This is a genomic window from Citrobacter sp. MGH 55, from assembly GCF_016906145.1.
GTDB classification, from domain to species: Bacteria; Pseudomonadota; Gammaproteobacteria; order Enterobacterales; family Enterobacteriaceae; genus Citrobacter_A; species Citrobacter_A amalonaticus.
Genome location: NZ_CP070239.1, coordinates 1,924,137 through 1,938,276, shown reverse-complemented (window position 1 = coordinate 1,938,276; position 14,140 = coordinate 1,924,137). Strand labels below are relative to the sequence as shown.

At 54.5% G+C, this 14,140-nt stretch carries 16 protein-coding genes; 5 read left to right on the top strand and 11 right to left on the bottom strand.

Annotated features, from left to right (window positions below; all coding sequences use genetic code 11):
* Positions 1 to 210 precede the first annotated feature (210 nt).
* On the top strand, positions 211 to 2,349 hold the full coding sequence (nrdD, locus tag JTI98_RS07740; RefSeq protein ID WP_216082102.1) for an anaerobic ribonucleoside-triphosphate reductase: 2,139 nt from the start codon (positions 211 to 213) through the stop codon (positions 2,347 to 2,349).
* A 259-nt stretch (positions 2,350 to 2,608) separates the two neighbouring features.
* On the top strand, positions 2,609 to 3,073 hold the full coding sequence (gene nrdG, locus JTI98_RS07735) for an anaerobic ribonucleoside-triphosphate reductase-activating protein (RefSeq protein WP_042999227.1): 465 nt from the start codon (positions 2,609 to 2,611) through the stop codon (positions 3,071 to 3,073).
* A gap of 47 nt (positions 3,074 to 3,120) precedes the next feature.
* On the opposite strand, the gene JTI98_RS07730 is transcribed toward nrdG, so the two are convergent.
* The 9 genes from JTI98_RS07730 to JTI98_RS07690 all read right to left on the bottom strand — a co-directional run bounded on the left by JTI98_RS07730 (position 3,121) and on the right by JTI98_RS07690 (position 10,587).
* Positions 3,121 to 5,031, bottom strand: coding sequence for a transcription antiterminator (locus tag JTI98_RS07730; protein ID WP_216082101.1), 1,911 nt, complete (start codon positions 5,029 to 5,031; stop codon positions 3,121 to 3,123).
* Positions 5,032 to 5,047: 16 nt separating this feature from the next.
* Positions 5,048 to 5,788 carry a KDGP aldolase family protein gene (locus JTI98_RS07725; RefSeq protein WP_216082100.1) on the bottom strand — a complete coding sequence of 247 codons (741 nt, stop codon included), beginning with the start codon at positions 5,786 to 5,788 and terminating at the stop codon, positions 5,048 to 5,050.
* Positions 5,785 to 6,903, bottom strand: a complete 1,119-nt coding sequence (locus JTI98_RS07720) for a DgaE family pyridoxal phosphate-dependent ammonia lyase (RefSeq protein WP_216082099.1) — start codon at positions 6,901 to 6,903, stop codon at positions 5,785 to 5,787. The genes JTI98_RS07725 and JTI98_RS07720 overlap by 4 nt, the downstream gene beginning before the upstream one ends.
* Positions 6,887 to 8,020 (bottom strand): amidohydrolase/deacetylase family metallohydrolase, encoded by a 1,134-nt coding sequence (locus tag JTI98_RS07715; RefSeq protein WP_216082098.1) that lies wholly within the window; start codon positions 8,018 to 8,020, stop codon positions 6,887 to 6,889. Before JTI98_RS07715 ends, JTI98_RS07720 begins: the two co-directional genes overlap by 17 nt.
* A 97-nt stretch (positions 8,021 to 8,117) precedes the next feature.
* On the bottom strand, positions 8,118 to 8,762 hold the full coding sequence (locus tag JTI98_RS07710; protein ID WP_042999222.1) for a DUF4310 family protein: 645 nt from the start codon (positions 8,760 to 8,762) through the stop codon (positions 8,118 to 8,120).
* 11 nt (positions 8,763 to 8,773) lie between these two features.
* Positions 8,774 to 9,550: a DUF4311 domain-containing protein gene (locus JTI98_RS07705; protein WP_042999221.1), complete on the bottom strand. Its 777-nt coding sequence runs from the start codon at positions 9,548 to 9,550 to the stop codon at positions 8,774 to 8,776.
* Positions 9,551 to 9,572: 22 nt separating this feature from the next.
* Positions 9,573 to 9,872 carry a DUF4312 family protein gene (locus JTI98_RS07700; RefSeq protein ID WP_042321633.1) on the bottom strand — a complete coding sequence of 100 codons (300 nt, stop codon included), beginning with the start codon at positions 9,870 to 9,872 and terminating at the stop codon, positions 9,573 to 9,575.
* 2 nt (positions 9,873 to 9,874) lie between these two features.
* Complete coding sequence (locus JTI98_RS07695; RefSeq protein WP_012134368.1) at positions 9,875 to 10,237, bottom strand: SFCGS family glycine-rich protein; 363 nt, start codon at positions 10,235 to 10,237, stop codon at positions 9,875 to 9,877.
* 11 nt (positions 10,238 to 10,248) lie between these two features.
* Complete coding sequence (locus JTI98_RS07690; RefSeq protein ID WP_061075410.1) at positions 10,249 to 10,587, bottom strand: glycine dehydrogenase; 339 nt, start codon at positions 10,585 to 10,587, stop codon at positions 10,249 to 10,251.
* 435 nt (positions 10,588 to 11,022) lie between these two features.
* Here JTI98_RS07690 and JTI98_RS07685 point away from each other — a divergent pair, with 435 nt between their 5' ends.
* A complete protein-coding gene (locus JTI98_RS07685) occupies positions 11,023 to 11,349 on the top strand; it encodes a type II toxin-antitoxin system RelE/ParE family toxin (RefSeq protein ID WP_044327507.1) in 327 nt (108 codons plus the stop codon).
* The gene (locus JTI98_RS07680) at positions 11,333 to 11,623 is read left to right on the top strand and encodes a helix-turn-helix transcriptional regulator (RefSeq protein ID WP_172961308.1); all 291 of its coding nucleotides are present in this window, start codon (positions 11,333 to 11,335) and stop codon (positions 11,621 to 11,623) included. Before JTI98_RS07685 ends, JTI98_RS07680 begins: the two co-directional genes overlap by 17 nt.
* Before the next feature lie 44 nt (positions 11,624 to 11,667).
* On the opposite strand, the gene cybC is transcribed toward JTI98_RS07680, so the two are convergent.
* Together cybC and pmbA are read right to left on the bottom strand one after the other, a co-directional pair.
* Entirely contained in the window at positions 11,668 to 12,054 is a 387-nt protein-coding gene (gene cybC, locus JTI98_RS07675) for a cytochrome b562 (protein ID WP_044327508.1), read from the bottom strand.
* 53 nt (positions 12,055 to 12,107) lie between these two features.
* Entirely contained in the window at positions 12,108 to 13,460 is a 1,353-nt protein-coding gene (gene pmbA / locus JTI98_RS07670) for a metalloprotease PmbA (RefSeq protein ID WP_044264679.1), read from the bottom strand.
* Between the two features lie 95 nt (positions 13,461 to 13,555).
* Here pmbA and yjgA point away from each other — a divergent pair, with 95 nt between their 5' ends.
* On the top strand, positions 13,556 to 14,107 hold the full coding sequence (gene yjgA, locus JTI98_RS07665) for a ribosome biogenesis factor YjgA (RefSeq protein ID WP_044264681.1): 552 nt from the start codon (positions 13,556 to 13,558) through the stop codon (positions 14,105 to 14,107).
* Positions 14,108 to 14,140: the final 33 nt, after the last annotated feature.

The following is a 14,140-nucleotide window of genomic DNA, read 5'->3' as shown; positions in this document are numbered from 1 at the left end:
TCACTATATATAGAACTTAAAATGCAATCCGCCCCAACATGTTGTATTAATCAACTACATTTACAACAACAATGATGTCCACAGTCAAGGTGACTTTGTGGATAACATGGGACTGGATTGCGGGAAGTGATTGGATAGAGAGATGAATAACCATATCAACGCCTCCCGAGCCTCTGTGGATAACCTGTTCTTATACATTATGGAGTGATCATGACACCGCATGTGATGAAACGAGATGGCTGTAAAGTGCCGTTTAAATCAGAGCGCATCAAAGAAGCCATTCTGCGTGCAGCTAAAGCAGCGGGAGTCGATGACGCAGATTACTGCGCCACCGTCGCAGAAGTCGTTAGCAGTCAGATGGACGCGCGTAGCCAGGTCGATATTAATGAGATCCAGACGGCGGTTGAAAACCAACTGATGTCAGGCCCTTACAAGCAGCTGGCGCGCGCCTACATTGAATATCGCCATGACCGTGATATTCAGAGAGAGAAACGCGGTCGTCTGAACCAGGAAATTCGCGGCCTGGTAGAACAGACCAATTCCGCGTTGCTCAATGAAAACGCCAATAAAGACAGTAAAGTCATCCCGACCCAGCGCGACCTGCTGGCCGGTATCGTCGCCAAACACTACGCCCGTCAGCATCTGCTGCCGCGTGATGTGGTACAGGCGCACGAGCGCGGTGATATTCACTACCATGATCTCGACTATTCCCCGTTCTTCCCGATGTTCAACTGCATGCTTATCGATCTCAAAGGGATGCTGACGCAGGGCTTTAAGATGGGTAACGCAGAGATCGAGCCGCCAAAATCCATCTCTACCGCCACCGCCGTGACCGCGCAAATCATCGCGCAGGTCGCCAGCCATATTTACGGCGGCACCACCATTAACCGTATTGATGAAGTACTGGCGCCATTCGTGACTGCCAGCTTTAACAAGCACCGTAAGACGGCGGAAGAGTGGCAAATTCCGGATGCCGACGGCTACGCGCATTCCCGTACCGAGAAAGAGTGCTACGACGCCTTCCAGTCTCTGGAGTATGAGGTCAATACGCTGCATACCGCCAACGGCCAGACGCCATTTGTGACCTTTGGTTTCGGCCTGGGCACCAGTTGGGAATCGCGCCTGATTCAGCAGTCCATTCTGCGTAACCGTATCGCCGGTCTGGGCAAAAATCGCAAAACCGCCGTGTTCCCGAAACTGGTGTTTGCGATTCGTGACGGCCTGAACCACAAATTTGGCGATCCGAACTACGACATCAAACAACTGGCGCTGGAGTGTGCCAGCAAGCGCATGTATCCGGACATCCTGAACTACGATCAGGTCGTGAAAGTCACCGGTTCGTTCAAAACCCCGATGGGCTGCCGCAGCTTCCTCGGCGTGTGGGAAAACGAGAAAGGCGAACAGGTTCACGATGGGCGTAACAACCTCGGCGTGATCAGCCTTAACCTGCCGCGTATCGCGCTGGAAGCAGGTGGTGATGAGCCGACGTTCTGGAAACTGCTGAACGATCGTCTGACGCTGGCGCGTAAAGCGCTAATGACCCGTATTGCTCGTCTGGAAGGCGTTAAGGCTCGCGTCGCGCCGATCCTGTATATGGAAGGCGCCTGCGGCGTACGTCTGAAAGCCGATGATGATATCGCGGAAATCTTCAAAAACGGTCGTGCATCGATTTCACTGGGCTACATTGGTATCCACGAAACCATCAACGCGCTGTTTGGTGATATGCATGTCTACGACAGCGAAGCGCTGCGCGCGAAAGCGGTTGCCATTGTTGAGCATCTGCGTCAGGCCGTCGATAAATGGAAAGAAGAGACCGGCTACGGCTTTAGCCTGTACAGCACGCCGAGTGAAAACCTGTGTGACCGCTTCTGCCGTCTGGATACCGCCGAGTTTGGCGTCGTGCCGGGCGTCACCGATAAAGGCTACTACACCAACAGTTTCCACCTTGATGTGGAGAAGAAGGTGAACCCGTACGACAAAATCGATTTTGAAGCGCCTTACCCGCCGTTGGCGAGCGGTGGCTTCATTTGCTATGGCGAATACCCGAACATCCAGCACAACCTGAAAGCGCTGGAAGATGTCTGGGACTACAGCTATCAGCATGTGCCGTATTACGGCACCAATACGCCAATCGATGAATGCTACGAGTGCGGCTTTACCGGTGAATTCGAATGCACCAGCAAAGGCTTCACCTGTCCGAAATGCGGTAATCACGACGCTGCACGCGTGTCGGTAACCCGCCGCGTCTGCGGTTATTTAGGCAGCCCGGACGCACGTCCGTTTAACGCCGGTAAACAAGAAGAAGTGAAGCGTCGCGTTAAACATTTAGGGAATGGGCAGATCGGTTAATTTCCGTTTGCAAAGGCCGTAGGCCTGATAAGACGCCATCGCGTCGCCATCAGGCATCACAATGTTGCCGGATGGCGGTGCAAGCACCTTATCCGGCCTACTACCGCTAACTACAGTTCCAATGTCGTGGTTTTCCTCTAAGCAGTTGGTGTTGTAGCAAGGCGGCAAACGAACGAATCCCGGGGAGCTTACATCAGTAAGTGACCCGGGTGAGTGAGAGCGGCCAACACAGCTACAGCGCCAAATGCAACGAGGAAAAATGAATTATCACCAGTATTATCCCGTCGATATCGTTAACGGCCCCGGCACTCGCTGCACCCTGTTTGTTTCAGGGTGCGTGCACGAATGCCCTGGCTGCTACAACAAAAGCACCTGGCGGCTGAATTCCGGTCAGCCATTCACAAAAGCAATGGAAGACCAGATCATTAGCGATCTAAACGATACGCGGATCCACCGCCAGGGGATCTCCCTTTCCGGCGGCGATCCGCTTCATCCGCAGAACGTACCGGATATCCTGAAGCTGGTGCAGCGCATTCGTGCTGAATGTGCAGGTAAAGATATCTGGGTGTGGACCGGCTATAAGCTGGATGAACTCAACGCCGCGCAAATGCAGGTTGTGGACCTCATTAACGTGCTGGTGGACGGCAAATTTGTGCAGGATCTGAAAGACCCGGCGCTGATCTGGCGCGGCAGCAGCAACCAGGTTGTCCATCATTTACGGTAAACACTATGGCGGACAGCATCTGCTTTCCGTCTTTCCTGCCCCTCCCATCAAAAACGACTCACACACTCCATTGCCACCGCTTTAAACTCGGCGAAGTTTTGGCTGCCGCACAGTCGCGTCATAGCGCGTTCACGCAGGAAAGTGACAAAGATATCGTAGATGGCCATTGCCTCTTCGTACTCGCTTTTACTGATAGCGAGTAAAAAGATCACATGTGCGGTTTCGTCCCCCCAGGCGATACCCTGCGGGGCGAGCACCGTGTAGACCACCGTTTTTTTCGCCAGCAGTCCGAGGGCGTGCGGCAGCGCAATGCTGTCACCGAGCATCGTGCTGACAATCGCCTCACGTTCCACCACCGAATCGAGGAATTCCGCGTCGACAAACCCTTCACGCTGCAACTGATCGCACAAGGTTTTAAACAGCGTCTGCTGGTCCATCTCGCCTTCGATAATACGAAAATGCGCGGCATCGAAGTATTTGTTCAACATCCACGGACGGGTTCTGTCCACCAGCACTAACTTACCGATCTGCTCCAGTTGATAGTCGGTAGGAAACGGGGCGATCTGCACGACCGGCTTGTCTTTCTCACCGATCCGCGCCGTGGCGATCACAAAGTCCTCCGCGATACTCTCGCGCTGTTCGTAATCACGCAGCGTCAGCGTGTTTACAATCTCGATCTGCGGATATTTGCGCGCCAGTACCGCTTCAATCATCCGCACCATCGCATTTCCCGTGTCGCAGACCAGCAGAACTTTTGGCTGCCGCTGGTAACCGATGTTGTAACTACGTTCAAGCCCAACGCCGATGTGTAACACCAGAAAGCCGATCTCGTTTTCGCTGATGGCGTAAGGGGTGTATTTACCCCAACTGGAGACTGCCGCCAGGGTCATATCCCATGCCATGGGATAGTGTTGCTTGATGTTCTCCAGCAGCGGGTTCGGGATCATGATCTGATAGCGCACCCGGGTGATCATCGTTTTGATGTGAGTGAGTAAATCCGCATGAAGCTGGTTATCATTCAACAGGTTATAGTTGTACTGGCTGTTGATAAACCGCAGGATGTAATGGACCAGCGCTTCCTCGTCGTCGGCATTGATCGCACTGGGCGCAATCTCCTGCACCTGCCGCGCCGCGATATGTACCTTCAGCCAGTTCTCTTCCGACACCGAGAGCGGATGATTTGCCAGATGCTGCACGACAGCGGCAATCTCACGCGCCGCCAGGCACACGTTCTCTTCCACCTCTTCGTTGGTGAATTCCGACAACGGATACCCTTCGCTGATACGGCGTACCGCGACCGCGCAGTACAGACGTAAAAACAGCTCGCCTTCGTCAGTAAGGCGAATATGGAAGCGATTGAAAATCTCCTCAAGCAGCGGTTGAAGCTGCGATGGCACCCCGGCATACAGCGCCTCTTCGGTCACCAGCGGATTAGCGGGATCCTGCTGCGCCAGCGTCCAGAGAAGGTCAGTCAGACAGGCGCGGATCGCCATCTCGCTGCCGAACAGTTTCATGCCATGGCGCGGACGCGTTTCCAGCGTCAAATGATAGCGTTGCAGCCATTCACGCACTTCTGCCATGTCGTTTTGTAGCGTCGCCCGACTGACAAACCATTCATCAGCTAAATCTTCGAGTTTGAGAGAAAAGGCGGATGTCAGAAAACGTACCATCAGGTAATGTACGCGTTCCTGACTGGTGCGCGGAATTCGCAGCGCGCTGGGCTGCTGCGATTGCAGGGACTGATAGCTTGCCGGGTCATCGATCCTGAGCTGATAACCGTTGCCCCGGCTGAGGATAAACTGCGCGCCGTGCTGAGTCAGCAGGGCGTTGAGCGCTGTAATATCAGCACGAACAGTTCGTGTGGAAACCGACAACCGCTGCGCCAGCTCATCCTGCGGCAGCGTCTCGTTTTGCAACATCGTAAACAGTTGCGCCAAACGTTGGTTGGGGAATCGCACATCACTCTCCTCGTTTTTAACCTACACACGCCCTGGTCAGCGCCAGCAACTGGCGCACATCGTCCGGACGGGTGTTTCCGCTTACCTTATCAATAATAGAACTATAAATGTGAGGAATGATTTTACTGACGCCCGCGTCGAGGGCAATTTGCAGAATCTCAGCGTAGTTTTCCAGATCGATCCCGCCGGTTGGCTCCAGCCAGAAATCATGACGCGCACAGGCTTCAGCCACCGCGTTAAACTCGTCACGGCATTTCAGACCGCCCATCGGGAAGTATTTGATCGAGCTACCGCCCATATCTTTCAGCAGCGCGATAGCCGTTTCGACCGGGACAATGCCGTCCGCCGCTTTGCTACTCAGCGGCCCGGTGGAAATTTTGACCAGACCTGGCGTACCAGTCGGCGATACCAGACCATTAACCACCGTCTCACTCTGCCCGAGCAGGGCGCGGCTGGTTGCCACGCCGGTGAACACCTGGTTGACGTGCTGCGGCTGCACATGGCGGGAGATTTCACTGACCATCGCCGACTGGTTCGGATCGCCCGCCCCCAGCCCTACGGAGAGCGCATTGTGGATAAGCGCCGCGTAGTCACGCATATCCGCCACCGCGCTTTCGACATCCGGGTAATTTTTGGAGAGTACACCGACCAGCACATGACCTTCCGCCGCGTCGTAAATGTCACGCGCGTTCTCTTTCGAGCCGGCCAGTACATTCAGGCAGACGCGATCGCGATAAAAGTTCGGGGTCAATTTCATGCTTGTTTCTCCTGATTAATCACGTCGCCAATCCGGCGCGCCACAATGTCCAACTGTGCACGATCAACACTGCGAACATCTGCTTCAATAATTCCTTCGTTGGCTTTGTAACCACGGAAGTAAATCGCGTATTCACCCTGCTTGAGCGCTTCCACCAGTTCGCCTGTCGCGATGCCGGTAACAGCTTCATCAAACTTAATTTCTGCGCGGGCGATATCCCGTCCCGCGCTGTCCCATACCACGCGAGCGGTCACACCGTTGAGCGCATTCAGCGCATCAATAAACGGTGTCATTTTTTCCAACATCTCCGCGCCGCTCTCTTTCTGCGCATTCAAATAGAGTTCAATGGCACAGGTCAGGCCGAGAATCCCCTCTTTGCCGACCTTCATCGCCCGGCCAATACCCGCCGTCTGGCGTTTCACCCACTCGACGTACTGGGTTTTGCCGATGACCAGTCCGCTGGTAGGGCCTTCGATCGCCTTCGCGCCGCTGTAGATCACCAGATCGGCCCCCGAACGGTAGTAGCACTGCAGATCTTCTTCCGCCGCCGCATCAACAATCAGCGGCAGATTGTGTTTACGCGCCACGACGACGGCCTGCTCAACGCTGAGCATGCTTTTTTGTACGCAGTGGTGGGATTTGATGTAAAGAATCGCCGCCGTGCGTGGGGTGATTGCCGCCGCCAGCTGTACGGCAGAGCATTCATTGGCATATCCGGCTTCCACCAGCTTGCCACCGCCCAGCGCCACCATCGTGCCAACCGGCGCACCAAAGTTAACGTTGTGCCCTTTCGGCAACACGATTTCGTTATTCTCAATCGGTGTGACGTGCAGGTTCTCCAGCAACCAGTCGCTGTCCTGGACCAGCACGGCGGCCACCGACTGAGCAATGCCCGCAGACGCACAGGAAACCACCGTCGCCCCTTCCACATCCAGCAGCTTCGCAATGTATTCCCCGGTTTTATTCACCAGATCTTTCATCTCAAAGTACTGGTTCATACCGGCCATCGCCGCGTCCACCACTTCCGGGCGCGGCGTGGACACGCCCAGCGCCGTCATTCGTCCGGAGGTATTAATTACCTGCTTTAAATGGTATTTCTCAAAAATCGAAGGCATGTTCCGCGCTCCCTTGTTCGGTCATATAGCCCTTGCCCGCACGTATTGCGGCAAGCGGCACCAGCAGTTTTTCAGCCTGTAAGCTGTCATTTTCGGCATCGATCAGCACGGTTGGCTGACGCTTCAGAGTAAAGAGGGTTAAGTCAGCGTCCAGACCTGGCTGGAGGCGACCTTTGGATTTCAGACGCAAGCCGTCGGCGGCATTCGCCGTCACACAGTTGATGACCTGCGGCAGCGACATCCCGATGGCGAGGAATTTCGACATCACATTCGCCAGCGAATGCACCGGGCCGCTGATACGGTTGCGGCAATAGATATCAGAACTGATGGTGTGCGGCAGAATGCCTAAGCTGATGGCACGTTTCGCCACCGCAAAACTCAGGCTGGCCGTGCCGTGCCCGACGTCCAGACGCACGCCTCGCTGAATCGCCCGGGTGACCGAGGCGCGCAGTTCGCCCTCCGGCGTCAGAATGCGATTGGGTTTTCCGTTGTAGCAGTGGGTGATGATATCGCCCGCCGTCAGGCGCTCTGCGATCTCATCCAGATCCGGCGGGTTATTGCCAATGTGGACCATCAGGGGCAAATCACCGTTCGCTTGCTGCATCGCTTTGGCGCGTTCCAGCGGCGTGATGCCATTTTCACCCACCACGCTGCTGCTCATACGCGCTTTCAGGCCGACGATGAAATCAGGGTAGCGTTTCACCGCCTGCTGCACCGCGTCGGCATCGATGTTGGCCATATTCGCCAGTTCGTTTTGTGCAATCAGCCCGACGCGGGAGATATTCAGAAGTGCATAGACTTCCGTCGCGGCGTCGCGCGTGAGGGTATAGAAATCATCAATATCATCGGCACCGGTACTGCCCGCATCCACCACGGTCGTCACGCCGGTGGCAATGCCTACGCTGTCCGGCTCGTCGTGATAAATCGGAGAATTTGGATAACAGTGAACGTGGGAATCAATCCATCCGGCGCTGACGTAGTATTCGCCGTTGAGCTCAACGGTTTTCACCGCCGGGTCATTTATCTCGCCTAACGCGGCGATTTTGCCGTCCTTCAGGGCGATATCACAGACCGTATCGTCAACCAGACGCGCACGGCGCAGGAGTAAATCAAACATGTCTCTCTCCTTTTGCCGGATAGCGGCGTAACCACCCTATCCGGCCTACAAAGACGCGCTTATCCGTAGGCCTGATAAGCGCTTTGCCATCAGGCAATTAGCTAATCGCAATCGGGAAGATTGAACCTAAAATCATGGCGCCAAGGATAGCGCCCCCGGTGATCGGTTTCTGCCAGATGTAAAACAGCAGTGCGCCGACCAAAGAACCCACGCCGATAGGGATCGACGCCGTCATCGCGCTGAGGATGATCAAGGGTCCGAGGAAACGCCCCGAGGCGTTACCGGCACCCATCATCACGTCCGCCCCGTAGGTCGAGTCACTCTGATTGATGGTGAACTTACGCGCCAGGATAATGACGTAACCAATCGCCAGGCCGATCGCCAGCCCCGTAGCGAGAGAAGCGATAAAGTTCTCAACCGGGAACACAATGCCTGCGCCCAACAACAACGCCGGAACCCCCAGACCAACGCCGGTCTGAATCGCACCGCCGATATCCAGAATCCCCACCAGGGAGCCTTCGATAATGCGGGCGAACAGGAAGCTGGCACCAAACGCGGCCACTGCGCCGTACGATCCGGTATCAATCCCCGCTTTCAGCATCGCCACGAACGCCACTTCGTTAAACGCGCCAATCCCGTACAGGTAGTACATGTGCGTCCCGGCAAACACGCCGGAGGAGAGCAGGCCAACGAAGATCGGGAACGACCAGTCGGCAAACCAAAAACCTTTATTCTGTTCCATTGTGGCCTCCGTTATTTGCCGCTAAGCGAGTTGTGGATCAGTTCGAGCCAGTTCGGCACGGTCATGTGGAAGGATTCGATCATCTTCATGTCGAAGCCACGGAAGAAGCCGCTCAGGACGAACAGCAGGACGATGGCCGCCATCATCACTTTGGTCACATGGTTCCAGCCGCTCTCTTCAACGCCTTTACCAATCAGGATGCCGAGGACCAGACCCGGTACGGCGTTACCCATGATCAACTGTGCCGCGCCGCCGAAAACGGTTGCCCAGAAGCCTGATTTCTTACCGGCATCGATCGCCGCCAGCCAGAAGATCACCGGCATCACGGTGTTGACCAGCAGGTTTGCCGCAGGGACCAGCACCTTAACGGCGGTCACCTGCAACGCTTCCGGTACGGAAGAAGCCGTGAGGTTCAGGAAGGTCACGACGATCATGCCAATGACGCCGCAGGCAATCGCCATTTTTTTCGGGTCATGCAGCGTTTCACCGACGTTACGGTTTTTGATCATCAGCGCTGCCGCGCCCCAGTTAGGAATGATGCGGTGATCCACGTCCTGTGTGAACGAGCCCGCCGCAACGGATGAGGCCCAAGCGTTGAAGAAAAAGCCCAGACCAAACGAGAAGTGAGAAGCCGGATCCCCTTCGCAGGAATTCAGTTCCCCCAGAGTTCGAAACGCACCCATTCCCTGTGTGGTAGGCGCATGAAACATGCGTGCAGCCCCGGCCCCCACACCCACGCCGACGAGGGCACCGATGATGAGCGATTTTATTAAAATTATCAGGAACATAATTATGCCTTCTTAACAAGAATCAGCGTTGCGAGACAAAATCCACCTTGTCCAGATTGATGGCTGTCACGTTGACGGTCACATCCAGCTCCACGCTGTAAGTGCGTCGTTCCCGGCGCAGAAAGAAGAACAAAAACGCTTCTTTGCGCACCGCTTCACGCGCTTGAACAACCTGCACATCCTGTGGCTCAATACGCAGTAAAATGTGCGGCGATGCCTTCATGACCGCGGCCTGAACGTGGTTCAGGGCATCGGCAAAGGCGCGCGCTTTGGCTTCGCCTTTACCGGTGACTCTCACCGTTGTGGTGAATTGTTCTTTCATACTTACGCGCCGTATTTTTTCTGCCACGCCTGGACCAGGCGCTCGCCAAGCTCTTCTTTATCCATAAAGCCGAACCCCAGCACGTTGCAGCCTTCGTTAATCGCCGTTACGCCTTCATCCACAGAGCGCATCCCGTATTTGGCTTTGTAACCGTATTTGTTCTGTGCAGTGATGGCGCCCGCGCCGCCGCTGCCGCAAAAAGAGATGCCGAACGTGGCGTTTTCCGCTTTCATCACGTCCCCCAGTTTCATATCCGCGGCAACGCCCGGTACTACCACCGCACGACCACCGGCTTTCTCGACGCCTGCCGCCACTTTCTGGCCTTTACCCAGACGATCGCCAATCACGACTGTAATCTGTTCCATGTTGTTGCTCCTTAAAGGTTGTCTTTCGCGACTTCAAAGTGGACGGACAGCAGCCAGGCTTCTTCCTCGGGAAGGTTGCCAAACGCTGCGACCACGTCGCGGGCAAGCGCCATTGAGTCGGCTGAAATTTCATCAAACAAACTGGCTTCCACTTCCGGCAAAGGCTCGCCGGTCACCGACCGGTGCGCCATGGCGCGCACGTGAGACGTCAGCATTTGTTCCTGTACGGCGTTGGGAATGATGTGATGTTCACGCAGCAAGGCATACACTTGCGCCAGCATGCGATCGGCCAGTTCACCAATCTGCGCCACCTGTTCCCCCATGTCGTTCATTACTGCTCCGTTATTCACTCGTCTTACCCCGTTAATGGCTCTGAGTTAAAACTAGCGGTGGGGGTAAAAAGTTTGTAGCGAGTTGTTTTCCACTTCGAAGTGGAAAGGCGAGTGGCAATAGTGATCTGTTCCACAGAAAAGGGGGGTTTGATGATTTATCGCTGGAAAAGTGTGATTTTATTCACAGATATCAACGGCGTTTCGTTGCGACGCCAGCAGAGAAGAAAGTCTGAAACTGTGAGCAAAGAGCGATTTTCAACCATAGTATCCAAAAGACTTATGACGAATCTCTGCGAGGCGCTACGCATAGGCTAAACCCCACGCTGGCGCGGAATTTGTGTTTACAAGAAAATACGGTGATGGCTATGCGTCCCCATCATAAAGAGGAAACACCTAAATTAGCCTATAAGCTAATTTAGCTTTTATGCTAATATTTTATCAGGGAGAGATGCCGTGTTTACCGTCATGCTGCATGTCGATGTTGCCAGCGAGCTGGCAAGTTTACCGCCCACCGTCAGGGCAAAAATGATTCGCTTGATTGATAAGTTAAAAATTAATGCGACTGCATTACGGGAACCCGACAGCAAACCTCTCGGTGCTGGTCTTTTTGAGATTCGCACAATGGGAACCGAGCCAGGCCGTGGTCTGTATGTCTATCAGAAAGGCAAAACCATCTATCTGTTACGCGTGTTCATTAAGAAAACGCAGAAAACGCCCAAACAAGAAATGATGCTAGCCTTCGAAAGGCTGGAGGAGATGCTCAATGAGCAAAAAAACTAAAAGCGTCGCCTGGGACGACGTCAGAGCAGACCTGATGTCCGATCCTGATGTACAAGCCGCAATGGAAGTGGAAGAGCGGAAGGCACGTCTACAAGCTATGCTCGCACAATGGCGTAAACACGCGGGATTAACTCGCGCGCAAGTTGCTGAAAGAATGGGGGTTACGCCGCCGACAGTCTCCAGGATGGAAGCGAATATTATCAAGGCCAGTCTGGAAACGATTGTCCGTTACGCCAGAGCCTGCGGAATTAAACATCCGCAAATCATCCTGTGACGGTCACCTGATGTCCCTCTGGAGACATCAGGTGAGCAAGACAATTAACGATACTTCTTGTGATACGCGTTGCGGGTGGTTTTGAATTCTTCCGCCGCGGCCTGCGCTTCTTTGACCTTCCCTTCGTTTGCCAGCTTCAGCGCACCGTCGATCTGGCCGACCAGAACGTCGAAACCATGACGGAAATCTTTCATTTCCGGGCTATCTGAGGCCTTGCTTTCCAGTTTTGGCGGCGTCGCTTTTTGCGCGTCCAGCGCAGCGGCGCGCATTTTGGTTAACGCATCGGTCACTTGCGTCGCGTTATCCGCTTTTTCGATTACCTTCAGGTTATCGTTAAGCGTTTCCATATTATCTTCCAGATCAGCGGCGAACACGGAAGAGCCCAAAACTAACGTTGAAGCTGCGATGATTGCTAACAGATGTTTACGCATTGCTCACTTCCTTTTTTTTATTGTTATGGCGCGGCAGGTCGCGCCATGGATGTTTACTGCCCGGCGATTTTCATCTCCGGCAACAGTACTGAACCACACTGTATATTGCTACGTGTTTCAATATCGTTACCAATCGTCACAATATTGCGCCACATCTCTTTTAAATTTCCGGCGATGGTAATTTCGCTCACAGGGTATTGAATTTCCCCGTTTTCAACCCAGAAACCGGCTGCGCCGCGGGAGTAATCCCCGGTAATGCCGCTCACGCCCTGGCCCATCAGTTCAGTGACCACCAGACCGGTGCCCATCTCTTTAAGCATCTGCTCAAAGTTCAGCCCTTGTCCGGCAATACGCCAGTTATGAATGCCGCCCGCATGACCGGTGCTTTTCAGCCCCAGCTTACGTGCGGAATAGTTGGTCAGCAGCCATTGGGTCAGAACGCCGTCTTTCACAATGTCACGACGTTCCGTGCGCACGCCTTCGCTGTCAAACGGTGAGGAGGCCAGTCCTTTCAGCAGGTGCGGATGCTCCTCAATGGTCAGCCATTCAGGCAGAATTTGTTTGCCCAGCGAATCCAGCAAGAACGTGGATTTGCGGTACACCGAACCGCCCGCAATTGCGCCAACCAGATGTCCAATCAACCCGGTCGCCACTTCGTTAGCAAAAATCACCGGCGCTTTCATGGTCGAGAGTTTGCGCGGAGACAGGCGGGATAACGTGCGGCGAGCACAGTCTGCGCCTACCCATTCCGGCGTTTGCAGATCGCCCATCGCGCGACCAATGGTGTAGGCGTAATCGCGCTCCATATCGCCGTTTTCTTCGGCAATTACGCAACTGGACAGCGAATGGCGGGTGGAGCAATAGCCCTGCAACATACCGTGGCTGTTGCCGAACACTTTAATGCCATAGTGGCTGTTAAAGCTGCCGCCTTCCGTATTGGTGATGCGTTTGTCGGCCTGCAAAGAGGCCTGTTCGGCACGCGCTGCCAGTTCGATGGCTTCGTCCGGAGAAATGTCAGCCGGGTGGAACAAGTCCAGATCCGGCGCGTCAAAAGCCAGCAGTTCTTTGTCGGCTACACCGGCGCACGGATCCGGTGAGGTGTAGCGCGCGATATCCAGCGCCGCCTGGACGGTACGGGCAATCGCCTGTGGGCTTAAATCGGTCGATGAGGCGCTGCCTTTACGGTTCTGATGGTAGACGGTAATCCCCAGCGCACCATCGCTATTGAATTCGACATTCTCCACTTCACCATAACGGGTGCTGACACTGATGCCGGTCGTTTTGCTTACGGCGACTTCCGCCCCGTCCGATTTGCCTGAGGCTAACTCCAGCGCTGTCGAAACTGCTTCTTCCAGAATCTTACGCTGCGCTTCAACTTGTGAGATTACTTTCATCGCAAATGCCATAATGTAGAGAGAGTTTCTTTGAAGTCTAACAGAGAACCGTTTTTCAGTGCGCATCTTAACTGGTAACATTAGCCTCTTTTTTTAAGGAGCCTGACATGACAAAGCAGCCCGAAGACTGGCTCGACGACGTTCCCGGTGATGACATCGAAGACGAAGACGATGAAATTATCTGGGTCAGCAAAAGTGAAATTAAACGCGACGCCGAGGAGCTAAAACGCCTGGGCGCGGAACTGGTGGATCTGGGGAAAAACGCGCTGGACAAAATCCCGCTTGATGCGGACCTGCGTGCCGCCATTGAGCTGGCCCAGCGTATCAAGATGGAAGGTCGCCGCCGCCAGTTGCAGTTGATTGGTAAAATGCTGCGCCAACGCGAGGTGGATCCTATCCGTCAGGCGCTGGATAAGTTGAAAAACCGCCACAACCAGCAGGTGGTGTTGTTTCACAAGCTTGAGCATCTGCGCGATCGTCTGATCGATGAAGGCGATGACGCGGTAGAAGAGGTGCTGAATCTGTGGCCGCACGCCGATCGTCAGCAGTTACGCTCGCTGATCCGCAATGCGAAGAAAGAGAAAGAAGGGAATAAACCGCCGAAGTCCGCACGTCAGATCTTCCAGTATCTGCGCGAACTGGCGGAAAACGAAGAGTAATCCCGTACGCTAAATAGGCCCGGTAAGCGTCAT